Genomic DNA, 16,882 nt, shown 5'->3' with positions numbered 1-16,882 from the left:
GGATCAGCTGTCCGGGTGGGACGAGAAGAACACCAGGCGGTACTTGCCGATCTGCACCTCGTCGGCGTCGTTGAGCTCCACCGAGTCGATCCGGTCGCGGTTGACGTAGGTGCCGTTGAGGCTGCCGACGTCGCTGACGGTGAAGCCCGACCCGGAGCGGCGGAACTCCGCGTGGCGTCGCGAGACCGTGACGTCGTCGAGGAAGATCCCGCTGTCGGGGTGGCGACCGGCGCCCACCACGTCGGTGTCGAGCAGGAACCTGCTGCCGGCGCTCGGGCCGCGCTGCACGACCAGGAGCGCGTGGCCCTCCGGGAGGGCGTCCACGGCGGCGGCGTCGACCGGGCTGAGCTGGCGGTCCGAGGACTCACGTGCGTCCGGGACCCCGAAGGTGATCGTGGCTGTGGACTCGACCTGGCTCGCGCCGACAGCGGTGGCACCGGTGTCTTCCCCGGCGACCAGCTTCGTGCCGCACTGGGCACAGAAGCGGGCATCGTCAGGGTTCTGCTTGCCACAGGCGGTGCAGAACGGCATGGAAACTCCTCGACGGGACGACGCCCAACCCTCAGCCGAGGGTTGAGGTTGACGGTTGGTCCGAACCTACCAGCCCGGTGATGGGGCGGTCCGGCCCGTGGGTGCGAACACGGAGTGGATCAGCCGTCCAGGCTGGACTGGTAGGTGGCGGCGTCCATCAGCCCGTCGACCTGGGCGGCGTCCGACACGCTGACCTCGAAGAGCCAGCCGGCCTCGTAGGGGTCGCTGTTGACCAGCTCGGGGGTCTGGTCCAGTGCCGCGTTGGTCGCCACGACCTCACCGGTCACCGGCGCGTAGATGTCGCTGACCGACTTGGTCGACTCCAGCTCACCGCACGTGTCACCGGCCGTGACGGAGTCGCCCACCTGCGGGAGGGAGACGTACACGATGTCCCCGAGCGCGTCCTGGGCGAAGTCGGTGATGCCCACCCGCACCGAGCCCGCGGCGTCGCCGGGCGTGCGCACCCACTCGTGCTCGCTGGTGTACTTCAGGTTCTCCGGATACACGTCGGCTCCTCGTGCTGTGGATGGCAGGTGGTGGTGGCAGGTGGTGGTGCGGGCTGGTGACTGCCCGGCAGGCTACTGGCCCGTGCCGAGCTCCGCATACTCAGGTCGGGGTGCCTCGCGCACGCTCGTGATCTCGACGGCCTCGACGTCCTCGATGGCCACGGTGGCGCCGTCGAACTCCAGCGCCTCGACCGGCCCGGTGGAGAACGTCAGCGCCGTGCGCAGGATGTGCGGGTCGCCGATGACGTCCAGCGTGTAGGGAGACTCGAGCAGCTGGCCATCGAGCTCGATGCCACCGACGGCGTTCTCGAAGGAGCTGTCCGCGCCCAGCCGGATCGAGTCGTCGAACTCCATCGCCTCGGCGCCCGCGGTGCGCAGCTCCTGGACGGTGTCGAGCAGCGACCCGACGGTGACCCGGTCGGTGGACTCGGTGATCGTCACGCGGAGGCCGGGACCGGACACGGGCACCAGTCCGGCGATGATGTTGAGGGTCCGCACCCGTTGCTCGGCCTCGTCGAGGGCCGCCGCGCGCGCACTGTTCTCGTCCTGCAGGTCGTCGCGTCGCGTCTCGAGCCGGTCGACCTCACGGCGCGCCCGCTCGGCGGTCCCGGTGAGGCCGTTGAGCACCTGGATGAGGTCGCTCTCCCGCACACCGGCATAGGTGTCGTTGGCCTTGGTGTCGCGCACCTGCACGACGAAGGCGAAGCCGAGCACGGCCAGCAGCACCGCGACCACCGCCTGCCGGCGCGAGGGTCGGGAGAAGGCCCCGCGGAGCCGGTCGCGGGCGGGATCCTGGTCGGGCGGGGTCTCAGGCATGGAAGACGTGCCTCCGGATGGCTGCGACGTTGGAGAAGATCCGGATGCCGAGGACCACCACGACGCCGGTCGTCAGCTGGGAACCGACGCCGAGCTGGTCGCCCAGGTAGACGATGGCGGCGGCGATGACGACGTTGCTGACGAAGGAGACGACGAAGACCTTGTCGTCGAAGATCCCGTCGAGGTAGGCACGCAGGCCGCCGAAGACCGCGTCGAGGGCGGCCACGACCGCGATCGGCAGGTAGTTCTGCAGGCTCAGCGGCACGTCGGGCGCGAACACCAGCCCGGCGATGATGCCGATCAACAGACCGAGGGCGGCTATCACGGCGCGCTCCCCTCTCCCTCAGGTACGCCGTCCGGGTCGGCGTTCAGCTCGATCACATCACGCAACGGACGCTCGGGGGCAGCCGGCAGGCGGATGTCGTCCACGTCCTCGGCCGAGTAGTCGAAGTCCAGGCCGTTGACGAGGGCGAACCACTCCTGGCCCTCGGTGGTCTGCAGCAGGCGTGCCTGCAGCGTCCGGTTGTCGCCGATCGCCGAGACGACGTACGGCGGGTTCACCGGACGCCCGTTGACGTGGATCGCGCGGTTGGTGTTGCGGATCCCACCGAGCGCGTTGATCCTCTGGTCGTTGATGGCGACCGCCTCGGCCCCGGCCTCGAACAGGCCGTCCACGAGGACCGCCAGGTCCTCGTCGCGGATCTCGCTGTCGACGTCGACACCGGGACGGTTGTCGACCGTGATGCGCACGCCGGGTCCGTGCACCGCGGCGTACCCCGTGTTGAGCTCCGCCCGGCGCACGCGGGTCGCGATGTCGTCCAGCCGCTCCTGCACGAGGGTGCTGTTGGCGGCCAGCGCCTGGTTGGACGACGCGAGCGTGGCGACCTCGCCCTGAAGGCCGCGCAGGTCGTCGCGCCGGGAGTTGATCTGCTCCACCAGCGCGGCCCTGCTGAGCTCGTTGACCTCGGCCTGTCGGTCGGTCTGGACCGCCACCACCGCCGCCAGCACGCCGAGGGTGGCGATCGCCACCAGGCTGGCCCAGTGGGGATGGGTGGTCTGCGCGCGCGTGTCCCCCGCCGCCGCTCGCTTCTGGGCGACGTGGGCGTAGTCCTCGTCCATCGACCGGGCCGTGATCAGCGTCAGCAGGGGCGTGGTGACGTGGTCGGGCAGCTCGCGCGGCGGCGCGCCGGTCACCTGGTCAGCCATGGTCGGTCGCCGGCGACGTACGCCGTGGTGTCTCGCGCAGCAGCGTGCGCACCTGCCAGGCGTAGAGGACCCCGGCCCACCAGTAGAGCCCGATCCCCCACCAGGCGAACGCCCAGCCGAAGTTGCGGGCCAGCGTGGCGACGATGCCGGTGCCCTCGCCGAGCAGCAGCAACGGGAAGGCGTAGAGCAGGTTGAAGGTGGCGGCCTTGCCGAGGAAGTGGACGGGCAGGGCGGAGAAGCCGCGGGTGCGCAGGATCGGCACGAGCCCCCACAGGAGCAGGTCGCGCAGCGGGAGCGCGAGGGCCACCCACCACGGGATGATGTCGCGCAGGTAGAGCCCGATCACGACCGCGAGGATGTAGAGCCGGTCGGCCACCGGGTCGAGGATCTCGCCGAGCTTGGAGAACTGGTCGAGCCGCCGGGCGAGCCAGCCGTCGAGGTAGTCGGTGAACCCGGCGACCATCAGGACGACGAGCGCGGCCGCGTCGGCCTCGGGCCCCAGGACCAGCCACAGGAAAAGGGGCACACCGGCGAGCCGCACCACACTGATGATGTTGGGCACGGTCCAGATGCGGGTCGCCTCGTCGGACACGGTCAGACCCTATCCGCGGGTCACGAGGCGTCGACGCTGGACACGTCGTGGTGCGCCGCGTCGCGGATCTCGCCGACCAGCTCCTCGAGGACGTCCTCGAGGGTGACCAGCCCGATCACCGCGCCGTCACGCTGCACCACCCGGGCCATGTGGGCGCCCTTGACCTGCAGGCTCTCCAGGGCGTCGTGCAGCAGGTCGTCGGGGTTGACCGAGGCGAAGGGACGGATCCACTTGTCCTCGATGACCCGCGAGCGGCGGTGGTCGTCGGACTCGAGGGCGTCCTTGATGTGGAGGTAGCCGAGCAGCGTCCCGTCCGCCGCCGCCACCGGGAAGCGGCTGAATCCCGTCGAGGCGCACAGCGCCTCCACGTCCGCCACGGTCGACCCGGGCGCCACGGTCGCGAGCGTGTCGGGCGTCATCAGGATCGACCCGACCGCCTTCTCGGTGAATCCCAGCGCACCGGACAGCCGGTCGTACTCCTCGGCCTCGATGAGGCCCTCGCCGCGCGACTCCTCGACCAGCGCGGCGACCTCCTCGCGGGTGAAGCTCGAGTGCACCTCGTCCTTGGGCTCGATCCGGAGCATCCGCAGCACGGCGTTGGCGACCATGTTCATGGCGGCGATGACCGGCCGGAGCACGGTGACGATCACCATCATGGGCGGGCTCAGCACCATCGCCGCGCGGTCGGCGCCGGCGAGCGCGATGTTCTTGGGCACCATCTCGCCGAGGACGACGTGGAGGTAGACCACGATCGACATCGCGACCACGAACGACACCGGGTGCAGCAGGTTGTCGGGCAGGCGGGCCTGGTGGAACAGCGGCTCGAGGAGGTGGGCGACGGCGGGTTCGCCGATGGCGCCGAGGCCCAGCGAGCAGACGGTGATGCCGAGCTGGGCGCCGGCCATCACGAGGGAGACGTTCTCCATCGCGCGCAGTGTGGTCCGCGCCGCGCGCGAGCCTTCCTGTGCGCGCGGCTCGATCTGGCTGCGTCGGGCGGCGAGCAGGGCGAACTCGGCGCCGACGAAGAAGGCGTTGAGGGCCAGCAGGACGACAGCGAGCAGCACGCCGAAGAGGTCGCTGTTCATCGTCGACCTCCTTCTGCATCGGCGCTGGCGCCTGCGTCGGTGGCGGCCTCCGTCGCGACGAGGCGCAGGTCGAGGCGGTCGATGCGCAGGCCGTCCATCCGCTCGACGGTCAGGGTGACGAGCCGCTCGCGCGGCTCGTGCGGGTCGGAGCGGTCGGGCACGGGAACCTCGATGCGGTCGCCGGGCTCGGGGATCTTGCCGAGCTCGCGCATGACGAGGCCCGCGACCGTGTCGTAGTCCTCGCCCTCGGGGAGCTCGACGTCGGTGGCGTCCTCCACCTCGTCGGGCCTCAGCAGGCCCGACAGCGTCCAGCTGCCGTCGCGCCGCTGGCGGATCCGCGCGCCGAGGCGGTCGTGCTCGTCGGAGATGTCACCCACGATCTCCTCGACCACGTCCTCGAGGGTCACGATGCCCGCGTGGCCGCCGTACTCGTCGAGCACGATGGCCATCTGGAAGCCGTCCTGGCGCAGCAGCGAGAGCAACGGGTCGAGCCGCAGGCTGTCCGGCACGACGACGGGGCGGACCATGACGTGCCTGATCCGGGTCGTCGTCCGCTCGTGCACGGGCACGGCGACGGCGTGCTTGACGTGCACGGTGCCGACCACGTTGTCCTCGGTGTCGAGCACCGGGAAGCGGGAGTGACCGGTCTGGCGAGCCAGGTCGATGACGGACGACACCCGGTCACCGTCCTCGACGGTGGTGGTGCGCACGCGCGGCGTCATGATCTCGCCGGCGGTGCGGGTGCCGAACTCGACGGAGCGCTCCATCAGCTCGGCGGTGTCGGCATCGAGCGTGCCCTGGTCGGCCGAGCGCTGCACGAGCGAGGCCAGCTCCTGCGAGCTGCGCGCCGAGCGCAGCTCCTCCTGCGGCTCGATGCCGAGGCGGCGCACGATCATGTTGGCCGAGCCGTTGAGGAGGCGGATGGGTCCGCGGCTCAGCGCGGTGAAGCCACGCATGAAGCCCTGCGTGGTCCGCGCGGTCTCGAGGGGGCGGGCGATGGCGATGTTCTTGGGCACCATCTCCCCGAAGATCATCGTCACCACGGTGCCGATCGCCAGGCCCAGACCGAGGGACAGCGGCGTGACCACGCCCTCCGGCATCCCCGTTGCGGCCAGCGGTCCGTCGATGAGGTCCGAGATGGCCGGCTCGGCGAGGAAACCGATCGCCAGGTTCGTGACCGTGATGCCGACCTGGGCGCCGGACAGCTGGGTCGACAGCGAGCGGAGCGCGAGCTGTACGCCGCGCGCGCCCTCGTCGCCCTCGGCGGCCGCGCGCTCGACGCTCGGCCGGTCGACGGTGACGAAGGAGAACTCGGCTGCGACGAACAGCCCGCACGCGGCCACGAGGGCCAGCGAGACGAGCAACAACAAGAAGGGGGTCACGACGCGCACCCGGTGTTCAGTGCGGTCGTGCGGGGACTTTGACTGTCGTCCATGGTCGGCGCGGGGGTTCCTTGTCTCGGCGTCGGCGAAGCCTCAGACTACCGGTCCCGACCCGCTTGACCACACTCGTCGTGTCGCTTTGGGGAGGACCTCTCCGGCCCCCTACTCTGTCCCCCGTCGGAGGAGTCAGCGGGACCCTCCGGTCCGGGCGGGGGAATGACCTAGATGCGTGTGTGGGCGCAGTCGATCGCGGCTGCACTGCTCGTCGTGCTGGTCGCGACCCTCGCCACCGTCACCGCCACCGGCGGCTCGAGCGCTTCCGACTCGGTCCGCATGGTGCAGACGACGCAGGCTCCCGGCGGGGAGCCGAGCCCGGCCCGGACAGACTCGGCCGAGCCGGTCCTCGACGACCGGCCCAACATCGTCTTCGTCCTGACCGACGACATGCGCGACGACGACCTCGCCCACATGCCGATCACGCGTCGCCTCCTCGCCGACCAGGGCATGGAGTTCACCGACGCGATCTCCCCGCACCCGCTCTGCTGCCCGGCCCGCGCCCAGCTCGCGACCGGGCAGTACGCACAGAACAACGGCGTGCACCACAACCGCGGGGTCCACGGCGGCTTCCAGGCGCTCGACCCGACGCAGGAGGCGAGCTCCTGGTTCCGTGACAACGGCTACCGCACGGGCTTCGTCGGCAAGTTCCTCAACGGCTACAACCCCCACGACGTACGCCCTGCCGGCTGGACGCGCTGGGACGCGCTCACCCGCGGCGTCTACGACTACGTCGACTTCTCCATGACCGGTGACGGCGACCCCCAGCGCTACACCGACAGCTATGTCACCTCGGTGATCGAGGACCACACCAACGAGGCCATCACCGACTTCGCCGCCTCGGGTGACCCCTTCGTCGTCTATGCCTGGCACCTCGCCCCGCACTACCGGATCAGCCCCGAGGGCGGCCGTGGTCTGCCGCCCGCGCTCCCGCAGGACCAGGACCTCTTCGCCGACACGCGCCCGTCGGCGTTCGACGCACCGGCGTTCGACGAGGACGACGTGAGCGACCAGCCGGCCTACCTGCGTCACCTCTCCCCCGTCGAGCGCGCCGAGATCAGCGCCGAGAACACCGCCCGCCTGCGGTCGCTCCAGGCGGTGGACCGCGCCGTCGGGTCGCTCGTCGACACGCTGGACGAGCAGGGCGTCCTCGACGAGACCTACATCGTCTTCTCCTCCGACAACGGCTACTCCCTCGGTGAGCACCGCTTCGTCGGCAAGGACGTGCTGACCGACGAGGCGCTGCAGGTGCCGCTGCTCGTGCGCGGCCCCGACATCGCCCCGGGCTCGACGTCGGACCTCCCGGTGACGCTGGTCGACCTCCCTGCCACCTTCGCGGCGCTGGCCGGTGTCTCGCCCGGTTGGCAGGTCGACGGCACGTCGCTGGCCCAGACCCTGCGCGGCGACGAGCAGGTCTTCCGCGACACCACGCTCATCCAGACCGGGCGGACCCTGGGCGACGGGTGGTCCCACCGCGGGGTCCGCACCGAGCGCTACCTCTACGGCACCGACGGTGCCGACGCCTTCCTCTACGACCACCTCCGCGACCCCGACGAGATGGTCAACGTGATCGACGACCCCGCCTACGCCGAGGTGCAGGCGGCCCTGGAGATGCGCCGCACCGCGCTGGTCGACTGTGCCGGCTGGACGTGCAACCAGGTGTTCGGCCCGTTGCCCGATCCGTCATCCTGACCATCGTGCCCGACGTCCTCCACCCCGTCCTGGAGCAGGTGCTCCCGGTCGCGGTGTTCCTCCTCGCGATCACCGTCACCGCCGAGATCGCCCAGCTGGCCGGTGTCTTCGACGTGGCCGCCCACGCGATGGCGCGCCGGGCCCGGCACCGTGTCGTCCTGCTCTGGCTGCTCTTCGCCGCGCTGGCCGTGGTCAGCACGATCGTGATGAGCCTCGACACGACGGCGGTGCTGCTGACGCCGGTCGGCCTCGCCATCGCGCGCCAGACGGGCATCGCGCCGATGCCCTTCGCGCTCACGACGCTCTGGATCGCCAACACCGGGTCGCTGCTGCTGCCGGTCTCGAACCTGACCAACCTGCTGGCCGTGCACCGCTTCGAGGACCTCGGCGCCGGACACGGCGACTACGTGCGTACGGCGGCGCTGCCGGCGCTCACCGCCATCGTCGCGACCCTCGTGCTGATCGCCGTGCTCCAGCGCCGGGACCTGCGCGGGACGTACGCCGTCGACCCGCCGGCCGAGCCGCACGACCGGGTCCTCCTCCTGATCGCCGGCGCGGTGTCACTGGCCATCGGTCCGCTCTTCGCCGTCGGGCTCGAGCCGGCGGCGGTGGCGCTGGCGTCCGCCGTCGTCCTGCTGGCCGCCGTGCTGTGGCGCGCACCGTCGATGCTGCGTGAGGTCCGACCTCCGTGGCTGATGGCCGGCGCCTTCGTGGTCGTGGCCGGTCTGCTGCGGCTCGCGCAGGCCGAGGGACTCCTCGACTGGCTGGCACCGCTGGTCGGCACCGGCACCCGTCCGCTGGACCTGCTCCACCTCGCCGGCACGTCGGCGCTGGCGGCCAACTTGGTCAACAACCTGCCCGCCTACCTCCTCATCGAACCCGCAGCCGCCGACGACGTACGACGTCTCGTGGCCACGCTGGTCGGGGTGAACGCCGGTGCCCTCGTCACCCCGTGGGCGTCCCTCGCGACCCTCCTGTGGCTCCAGCGCTGCCGGTCGGCGGGCCTGCAGGTGCCGCTCCTCAAGCTGGCCGGTTGGGGCGCCCTCTGCGCCACCGTCTGCGTCACTGCGGCGACACTGACGATCCGCTGATCAGGCGACCGGCGACGGGTCATCGCGTGGTCGGATCGGCCAGGACGGACGCCAGGACCACCTCGGCCGCGCCGTGGAGCTGGGCCGACGTGCCGAGAGCGCTGGGCACCACCCGGACCGGCTGCGACACCGGGCCCAGGCACCTCGCGTGCATCGCGTCGAGCATCGGCTCGCGGACGAACGGGAACAGGGGCTGGAGGATTCCGCCCAACACCACGACCTCGGGGTTCAGGAGGTTGGTGATGTTGCCGACGCCCACGCCCAGCCAGTGGCCGATCTCCGCGACCGCAGCCGTCGCGGCCGCGTCTCCCGCCATCACCCGCGTCAGCACGGCGTCCACCGCAGCCAGTCCCCGTACGTCCCTGACGCCGGCAGCGCGCAGCAGCGCCGACTCACCCACCTCGGTCTCCCAGCACCCCGACGACCCGCAGGTGCAGGGGCGACCGTCGGGGTTCACGAGCATGTGCCCTGCCTCCCCCGCATATCCGGCCGCGCCCAGCATCGGCTGACCGCCGATGATGAGGCCGGCCCCGATGCCGACCTCGCCGGAGATGAACACCAGGTGCCCGCAGCCGCGGCCCGCGCCACGTCGGTGCTCACCCACCGCCCCCAGGTCGGCCTCGTTGCCCACCCGCACCCGATCCAGCGGCACGTCGAAGGCCTCCGCGAGCAGACCACCCAGGGCGACGTCCTTCCACCCGAGGTTGGGCGCGACGTGGACGAATCCGTCGGCCCGGCGGACCAGCCCGGGGACCGCCACGCCGAGGCCGACGGCCCGCGGGTGCGTCGGCCCGATGTCCATGCCGCGGACCAGGTCGGCCACCTGACGCACGGTGTCCTCCGGCGACACCCGCATCCCGGCGAGCTGGACGCTCCGGTGGTCCACGACGTCGCCGCCCAGGCCGATCACCGCTGCCGAGACCGCGTCGACCCCGAGCTCCACGACCACGGCCACCGCAGCGGAGCCCCGCAACCGCACGATGGGAGAAGGACGCCCCGGACCGGAGCTGGGAGACACCCCGTCCTCGACGACCAGACCGCTCCGCACCAGCTCGTGCACGAGATCGGCCACCGTCGAGCGGCTCAGTCCCGTGGTCGCGCCCAGCTCCGACCGCGACGCGGGCCCCTCGAGGTGCAGGCACTCCAGCAGCAGTCCCAGGTTGTGCCGGCGCACGACGGAGGCGCGGGCACCGCCTCGCGTCGCCGGTGCCGACCGTTCGTCCTTGCCGGTCGCGGGCGCAGCCGGGGAGTCCATGCGCACATCCTGCCGCGCACCTCGTCGCGGCAGGGCCGTTGACACCCGTGTGACGCACGTCATACGTTGCCGTGGATTTGTTTGGCACTCGGACAAATACGCCCACGCGTCTCCCCGGAAGGACACACCCATGAGGCATCCCGCTCGACTGACCGCGACCATCGCCGCCATCGCCGGCGCGCTCACCCTGACCGGATCGGTGGTGGCGCCCAGCCAGGCCACCCTCGACCCGGTCGCCGACGTCGCGGAGGCCGCCCCCTACAAGGTGCTGGTCGTCGGCAAGACGCTCGGCTTCCGGCACTCCCACATCGACGACACGACGAACGCGGTGATCAAGCTGGGCCAGGAGAACGGCTTCACCGTCGACGTCTGGGACGACAAGCAGCCGGCGCTCACGATGCCCACGACGCCGTTCACCAGCGCAGAGTCGCTCGACCAGTACGCCACGATCCTGTTCGCGTCCAACGTCGACGGCACCAACGACCAGAACCCGGCACGGCCCCGCACCCTCGACGACGCCGAGCTCGCCGCGTTCCAGGGCTACATCCGCGACGGAGGGGGCTTCGTCGGCCTGCACGCCGCGACGGACGCCATGCACGCCGTGCCGTGGTACGGCGAGCTCACCGGCGGCAGCGCGCGCTTCCGCAACCACCCGCAGCAGCAGACGGCCACCATGCGGGTGGAGAGTCCCACCCACCCGTCCACCGAGATGTTGCCGAAGGAGTGGATCCGCTTCGACGAGTGGTACAACTTCACGTCCAACCCGCGCGAGGACGTGCACGTCCTGCTGACCCTGGACGAGTCGACCTACAACCCCGGCAGCGGTCGCATGGGCGCCGACCACCCGATCGCCTGGTGCCACAACTTCGAGGGCGGTCGCTCGTGGTACGAGGGCGCGGGCCACGTCGACGCGGCCTACACCGACCCGACGTTCCTCGACCACCTGCTCGGTGGCATCGAGTGGACCGCGGGCGTGGTCGAGGGCGGCGGTGACTGCGTGACCTTCAAGGAGGCCGACGGACTCGTCGAGGTCGCTGGCACCGAGGGAAGCGTGCGCGCCGCCAAGCTGAGTCGCGACGTGGCCGGCTACCTCGAGCAGGCCGAGACCGCGCACGAGGAAGGTCGCCACGCCGCCGCAGCCCACACGCTGAAGCAGGCGCAGGGCAAGGCACACGGCCTGCAGGACGACGTGCTCGTCGCGAAGATCGGTGACCTCATCGAGTGGCAGCAGGGCCTCATCGGCTTCTGACACCACCACCCGGCATCGCTGCCGGCGGACCGCGGCCCGGTCGCCCCTGGACACACCCCGTGATGTCCGGTCGGCGGCCGGGCCGTCGCTGTCGGTGACGGACCCCGCCTCAGGCCCGAGCGGGGAAGGCCTGCTCCCAGGCGGTCCGCACGGCCGGGTCGACGTGATCGACGTACGCCTGCTCAGGTCGCGCGCCCAGTGCGCCGTTGACGGTCGAGAACGCGAGGCGGAGCGCGACGAAGACGGTCAGGCTGAGGACCTGGGCGTCGTCGAAGCCGGCCGCCCGGACAGCGCGCACGTCGGAGGCCGTGACCGCCTGCGGCGCGGTGGCGACCTTCCCGGCCCAGGCAGCGATCGCCCGGCTGCGGTCGTCGAGCAGCTCGTCCGAGCCGCCCATGACCGACACCGCCACGTCGGGGCTCGCGAACCCCGCCAGCTTGTCTCCCCAGGCGAGCGGGCAGTAGGTGTCGCCCACGAGGCGGGTGGCGGTGATGGTGGCCACCCCGCGCTCGGCGACGGTCATCGCGGCCCCGTGGGCGGACGAGCCGATCAGGGCGAAGAGTGCCTCGAAGGCGGCCGGGGCGTGCATCCACACGCGCGTCGCGTTGGTGACGAACCCGAGGTCGTCCTCGTCCTCGGTGGCCAGCGTCGCAGCGGCGGCCGTCGTGGGTGCAGCGTCGAGGTGCACCGTCGTCGGCGCAGGAGGCACGAGCGCGGTGAAGCCGACGCAGTCGATCTCGGCGCGCAACGGGAGCCCGTCGCGCACCCGCGCCGACGCCACCTCGATGCAGTATAGGTGGAACTCCTCCTCCCCCACGGCCTGGATCGCCTCGTACGCCGGCCCGGTTGAGGCGAGCATCCGCGCGAAGGTCTCCGGGTCGGGAAACTCCCACACGAACGGCACGCTGTGCCGGCGTACGCCGACGAAGCGGGCGGCGGCGAGGACCTCCTCACCCACCCCCGGTCGCCCGAGTGCCTTCATCTCGGCCTGGACGCGCACCTTCGGGTCGGCGGCCAGCGCGAACGGCGTCAGCGCCCACATGCCGGGAGACGCTTTCACGTGACCCCACGTCGTGACCGAGAGGCGCCCTCCGGGGCGCAGCACCCGGTGGGCCTCGGCCAGGGCCTCAGGGGTGGTCGCCCACACGCCGCGGAAGCTGGTCACCGCGTCGAACGTGTGGTCGCCCCAGGGCAGGGCAGCCATGTCCCCTGCACGGACGTCGGCCCCGGGGAGCCGGTCGCGGGCGATCTCCACGAGTCGCGGGGACGCATCGATGCCCGAGACCGTCGCGCCGCGCGCGCTGGCCAGCTCGAGCGCGAGGCCCGAGCCGCAGGCGACGTCGAGCACGTGGTCGCCGGACCCGAGCCCGAGGTGCTGGTGCATGGCGACGTACTCCCGGCAGGCCCCGAGTTCGAGCAGCGTGGCGAACTCGACGGCCCTGCGGCCCCACCCCTCGTCGACGGTCAACCACTGCTCGCTCATGGTGCTCCTCGTCCCAGTCCGTGGCCGACGGCGTACGCCGCGGCTGCTGCCCGTGATCCGAGGTCGAGCGCGGTGTAGATGTTGGCGACGTGCCGGTGCACGGTGTGCTCGCTGACCTGGAGCTCCGCGGCGATCTCGCTGTTGTTGAGGCCGCGTGCGATCAGCCGGATGACCTCCACCTGGCGTCCCGTGAGGGGGCCAGCGTCGCTGCGGTCGGCTCTCGCGCGCAACGGCGCGAGCACCGCCAGCGCCCGCGCCTTCTCCTCGCGGGCTCCCGCGTCGTCGCCGCCGTGGTGCAGGGCCTCGGCGAGCTCCAGCCGCGCGTCGGCCTCGTCGAAGACCAGTCCGGCGACGTGGAAGCGCCGCACGGCGTCCTGCCAGAGGGGGACGTCGTCGCCGGGGCCGGACATCCGTGCCTCCGCGGCATCGGCGTGGGCGGTGATGGCCGAGGTGGCGACCCGGTCGGCGATGCGACGCAGCTCGTCGGCAGCGCCTCGGGCCTCGAGCTCGTGGCCCGAGGCGAGTGCGGCCGGGACGGCCACCGCCAGTGCGTCCACCCTGTCGAGCAGCTGGGTGGTCGGGATGCGCCGGAGCAGCTCGGCGACGGTCGACCACGCGCGCGACGGGTCGCCCTCGTCGAGCCGCAGCTGGGCCAGGCTGGTGAGGGCCGACGGCAGGTAGCCCGCCTGCCCGAGCAGCTGCTCGGCCTCGACGAGACGGCCCTGCCGCCGGCGTACCTCCCCCAGCTGCGAGACGGCGTCGAGCCGGCTGAGGCGCCGCGACCGCTCCAACCCGGCCAGCACCTCGACGAGGGTGGACTCCGCCCCACGCGAGTCCCCGCTCGCGTGCAGCACCGAGGCGTACTGCGTCCGGCACACCGCGAAGAGCGGGGCCAGGTCACGGCGCAGGCAGATCTCCTCGACCCGCGCGCACCAGTCGCTGGCCCGGCCGAGGTCGTGCGTCTCCTGGCAGGCACTGATCAACCAGCAGCAGATCTTTCCCATCCACATGAGGTCGTCGACGTCACCGGCCGTGGCTGCGGCCGCGGCCGAGTCGAGCAGCGCCATCCCGGCGTCCACGTCCCCCAGCCTGACGTGGGCGAACCCGGCCAGCGCGGCTGCGACGACCACCAGGTCGGCGTCCGCGGTCGCACGGCCGACCTCCCGTGCGTTCGTGGCGTGGCCCAGCGCCACGGCGGCGTCATGGTCGACGTTGAGCGCGACCTCCGCGCGGCGTACGGACAGCCACCCCACCTCCGGCACGTCGACCCGCTCGCCGAGCAGGTCCGACGACCGCGCGAGCCACCCCCGGCCGACCGCGACCCCCGCCCCGAAGAGCATCGAGTCATAGCCGAGAGCCGCAGCAGCCCGGGCCGCTCCCCGGTCGTCCCCGGCCGCCCGGAAACCCCGGTAGGCCGCTTCGCGGGCACCCAGCGCGGTCGCGGCGTCGTCGAGCCACCACGCCGCCTGTGCGAGGCCCTCGTGGGCGTGCGGGTCGTCGGTCTCCGCCGTCAGCGCCGTGAACAGCTCTGCCGCCCGCACCCACCGGCCCGCCCGCAGCTCGGCGACCGCGTCCGCACCGTCATCCGTCGTCCGCACGCGATCAGACTCGCGCTCCGCGAGGAGCACGGCAAGGCTCACGCCCCGGCACCGGCTGCCAGGGCGTGCACGTCGGCCGTGGTCAGCGCGTTGCCGGCGATCCCCCAGTCGCCGCTGGCGACCTCGCGGATCACGCACCAGGTGACGGGCCGCATGTTCTCCCCCTCGACGCTGACCATGGCGTCGGTGAGCCGGGTGATGAGCCGGTTCTTCTGCTCGGGCGTGAAGACGTCCTCGATGACGCTGACCTCGATGAAGGGCATGGTGGTCTCCTGTCGGCGTACGCCGCTCCGCTGTGGACCGGCACCTCCCAACGTCCTCCGCGAGGCCCGCTGGCGCCTCGACCGTGCGGGCCATCTTCGGCGCAAGACCTGATGGCCCGAACGGGCCACGGGGTCATGGTTCTCCCCATCGGGGCCCGGCCGAACCGGGCCCGGGTGCCGAATCGAGCAATCTCACCGTAGACAGCGCTGTGCACACGCGAAGCGTTACGGGCGAACGGGAAATGGATGCAGACCCGCTCCTCGGGTACGTGCACACCACGTCCAACCTGCCGAGGTTTCCCGATGTTGCAAGGCCTGTTAATCGTCGTCTGTGTCCTGACCGGCATCTATGGCCTGCTCTTCGCCATGGCTGCTCTGGAGCCCAGCAAGGACCCCTCCCACCCTGCGCGCCGCGAACCGTGACGGGCGCCGGCATCACCAGTGCAGGAAGCCCACCTTGACTGATCTTCTGGTCACCGTGAGTGCCTCTGGAGGTTGCGTGCACGGATGGTGGGTTGCGACCCCGAGCCTCACGCGTGCCGACGCCGACTGACCGGTCCGTCACGGAGGAAGCGCCGGATGGCGCCCGCGACCGTACGGGGCCTGAGAACCTCCGACAGGTCGGACCCACCGTCCTGCATGCCGCGCACGGTCTCTGTCAGCACCTGGGTCGCGTCCTTGGCGGCCGACCAACCCAGTTCGGACGTGGCTCTCGAGGTGTCCATGAGCGGCACGGCGTAGGCGAGGTCGATCCACCCGGCGTCCAGCGGCTGGAGCCGGGCATGCCAGCTCATGGAGACCGCAGCTCGTACAGCGGCGGCTGGGACATGCACCATCCGGGCATCCAGCGCGCGTGCGATGTCGTCCGCCGTCACCGTCGGCGCGGCCGCCACGTTGAACGCACCGGGCGCCACGGACTCGAGCGCCAGCACGGTCGCCTCTGCGAGGTCGTCGGCGTGCACCATCGGGATGGCCAGTCCACGGTCAAGTGGCAGCACAGGCACATGGGAGAGCAGCGACCGCGGGACGATCCCCGGTAGGCCGTAGCGCAGCAAGGCGCTCCCCGCGCTGCTCTGACCGACGATGCCGGGACGCAGTCGCGTGATCACCGGGCCTGCTCCGTCGGACTCGAGCCGGTCGAGCAGCCGCTCGGCCTCTGCCTTGTGCCGGCTGTACATCGAGGTGGGCACGCCGTGCGTCGGCCAGGACTCGTCCACCGGCACGTCGTCCTGCTTCGGCGAGTAGGCCCCGACCGAGGACATGTGCACCAAGTGCGGCACCCCGGCGGCCAGCGCTGCCTCGATGACCCGACGCGTGCCACCGACTCCGAGCTCGGCAAGGTAGTCCTCGCGGTGCGTGGGCTGGAAGCCCCACGCGAGGTGCACGACAGCATCAGCGCCGGCGAACGCCGCAACGAGGGCGGGCTCGTCCCGGCCCCGCGACAGGTCCACCGTGTGCCACTCGACGGCAGCGAACGGGTCGACCTCCAAGGGTCGTCGTCGGACGACGCCAACCACGTCGTGACCTCCGCGCTCGGCCAGCCTGCGCAGCAGCGCGGACCCGACGTTTCCACTGGCGCCAGTGACGGCAATCCGCATCGTTCTCTCCCTGACTGTCGAGCACCGATCATCGTTCGTTCGCCAGGAGTACCCACCCCTGGACTGGTCATGTCTCTCGTCGGGGGACTCGGCCATCGCCCGCCACACGAGGGTGGGCTCGATCCCGAGGTCCCACAGCCCTTCTGGCCGGACACGTCGTGCACCTCTAGGTGTGATGCCCAGGCACGTTGGTCGAGATCGTGTGACGAGACGATCTGAAGTTCTGGACTGGTGAAGACCTCCCGATGTGGAGTGGAGCTATCTAGGAACCGCTCCACATCCAGGAGGTCTTCGTGTCCCACGCTACCCATTCCAACGCTGCGCTGACGCCACGCGCTCGACTGCGGCTCGCTCGCCTGATCATCGACCACGGCTGGCCACCTGCCCGCGCGGCCGAGCGCTATGACGTGTCGTGGAAGACCGCGAAGAAGTGGGCCGATCGGTACGCGGCCGAAGGCGCTGCAGGCATGACTGACCGATC

General features: G+C 71.5%; 17 protein-coding genes. 4 read left to right on the top strand and 13 right to left on the bottom strand.

Annotated features, from left to right (window positions below):
* Positions 1-3: 3 nt before the first annotated feature.
* The 8 genes from BM127_RS20260 to BM127_RS20225 form a co-directional block, all read right to left on the bottom strand.
* Positions 4-531, bottom strand: a complete 528-nt coding sequence (locus BM127_RS20260; RefSeq protein ID WP_091201687.1) for an FHA domain-containing protein — start codon at positions 529-531, stop codon at positions 4-6.
* Positions 532-650: 119 nt separating this feature from the next.
* Positions 651-1,037 (bottom strand): glycine cleavage system protein GcvH, encoded by a 387-nt coding sequence (gene gcvH, locus BM127_RS20255; RefSeq protein ID WP_091201685.1) that lies wholly within the window; start codon positions 1,035-1,037, stop codon positions 651-653.
* Between the two features lie 72 nt (positions 1,038-1,109).
* Complete coding sequence (locus BM127_RS20250) at positions 1,110-1,853, bottom strand: DUF881 domain-containing protein (RefSeq protein WP_091201684.1); 744 nt, start codon at positions 1,851-1,853, stop codon at positions 1,110-1,112.
* Positions 1,846-2,178, bottom strand: a complete 333-nt coding sequence (locus BM127_RS20245; RefSeq protein ID WP_091201683.1) for a small basic family protein — start codon at positions 2,176-2,178, stop codon at positions 1,846-1,848. The genes BM127_RS20250 and BM127_RS20245 overlap by 8 nt, the downstream gene beginning before the upstream one ends.
* A complete protein-coding gene (locus tag BM127_RS20240) occupies positions 2,175-3,059 on the bottom strand; it encodes a DUF881 domain-containing protein (RefSeq protein ID WP_091201681.1) in 885 nt (294 codons plus the stop codon). Before BM127_RS20240 ends, BM127_RS20245 begins: the two co-directional genes overlap by 4 nt.
* Entirely contained in the window at positions 3,052-3,657 is a 606-nt protein-coding gene (clsA, locus tag BM127_RS20235) for a cardiolipin synthase ClsA (RefSeq protein ID WP_175507469.1), read from the bottom strand. Before clsA ends, BM127_RS20240 begins: the two co-directional genes overlap by 8 nt.
* 14 nt (positions 3,658-3,671) lie before the next feature.
* The gene (locus BM127_RS20230; RefSeq protein WP_091201677.1) at positions 3,672-4,736 is read right to left on the bottom strand and encodes a hemolysin family protein; all 1,065 of its coding nucleotides are present in this window, start codon (positions 4,734-4,736) and stop codon (positions 3,672-3,674) included.
* Entirely contained in the window at positions 4,733-6,118 is a 1,386-nt protein-coding gene (locus BM127_RS20225; protein ID WP_091201811.1) for a hemolysin family protein, read from the bottom strand. Before BM127_RS20225 ends, BM127_RS20230 begins: the two co-directional genes overlap by 4 nt.
* 225 nt (positions 6,119-6,343) lie before the next feature.
* Here BM127_RS20225 and BM127_RS20220 point away from each other — a divergent pair, with 225 nt between their 5' ends.
* Together BM127_RS20220 and BM127_RS20215 are read left to right on the top strand one after the other, a co-directional pair.
* A complete protein-coding gene (locus BM127_RS20220) occupies positions 6,344-7,864 on the top strand; it encodes a sulfatase family protein (protein WP_091201675.1) in 1,521 nt (506 codons plus the stop codon).
* A gap of 5 nt (positions 7,865-7,869) precedes the next feature.
* Positions 7,870-8,955: an SLC13 family permease gene (locus tag BM127_RS20215; protein ID WP_091201672.1), complete on the top strand. Its 1,086-nt coding sequence runs from the start codon at positions 7,870-7,872 to the stop codon at positions 8,953-8,955.
* A gap of 19 nt (positions 8,956-8,974) precedes the next feature.
* Here the strand turns inward: BM127_RS20215 and BM127_RS20210 are convergent, their stop codons facing one another.
* Positions 8,975-10,210, bottom strand: a complete 1,236-nt coding sequence (locus tag BM127_RS20210; RefSeq protein WP_175507465.1) for an ROK family protein — start codon at positions 10,208-10,210, stop codon at positions 8,975-8,977.
* A 130-nt stretch (positions 10,211-10,340) separates the two neighbouring features.
* Here BM127_RS20210 and BM127_RS20205 point away from each other — a divergent pair, with 130 nt between their 5' ends.
* Positions 10,341-11,459 (top strand): ThuA domain-containing protein, encoded by a 1,119-nt coding sequence (locus BM127_RS20205; RefSeq protein WP_157829601.1) that lies wholly within the window; start codon positions 10,341-10,343, stop codon positions 11,457-11,459.
* A 109-nt stretch (positions 11,460-11,568) separates the two neighbouring features.
* Here BM127_RS20205 and BM127_RS20200 read toward each other — a convergent pair whose 3' ends face one another.
* The 4 genes from BM127_RS20200 to BM127_RS20185 all read right to left on the bottom strand — a co-directional run bounded on the left by BM127_RS20200 (position 11,569) and on the right by BM127_RS20185 (position 16,401).
* Entirely contained in the window at positions 11,569-12,942 is a 1,374-nt protein-coding gene (locus BM127_RS20200) for a methyltransferase domain-containing protein (protein WP_091201668.1), read from the bottom strand.
* A complete protein-coding gene (locus BM127_RS20195) occupies positions 12,939-14,540 on the bottom strand; it encodes a helix-turn-helix domain-containing protein (RefSeq protein ID WP_139227820.1) in 1,602 nt (533 codons plus the stop codon). Before BM127_RS20195 ends, BM127_RS20200 begins: the two co-directional genes overlap by 4 nt.
* 38 nt (positions 14,541-14,578) lie before the next feature.
* Positions 14,579-14,803, bottom strand: a complete 225-nt coding sequence (locus BM127_RS20190) for a tautomerase family protein (protein ID WP_091201665.1) — start codon at positions 14,801-14,803, stop codon at positions 14,579-14,581.
* Between the two features lie 530 nt (positions 14,804-15,333).
* Positions 15,334-16,401 (bottom strand): NAD-dependent epimerase/dehydratase family protein, encoded by a 1,068-nt coding sequence (locus BM127_RS20185; RefSeq protein WP_091201663.1) that lies wholly within the window; start codon positions 16,399-16,401, stop codon positions 15,334-15,336.
* Positions 16,402-16,694: 293 nt separating this feature from the next.
* Here BM127_RS20185 and BM127_RS20180 point away from each other — a divergent pair.
* Positions 16,695-16,882, top strand: a 188-nt coding sequence (locus tag BM127_RS20180) for a helix-turn-helix domain-containing protein (RefSeq protein ID WP_175507464.1), incomplete at its 3' end; no start/stop codon positions are given.

This window comes from Nocardioides alpinus, assembly GCF_900112035.1.
In the GTDB taxonomy this organism is placed as follows: Bacteria; Actinomycetota; Actinomycetes; order Propionibacteriales; family Nocardioidaceae; genus Nocardioides; species Nocardioides alpinus.
The sequence above is the reverse complement of the archived record's forward strand: the minus strand, read 5'-3'. Positions and strand labels throughout refer to the sequence as shown.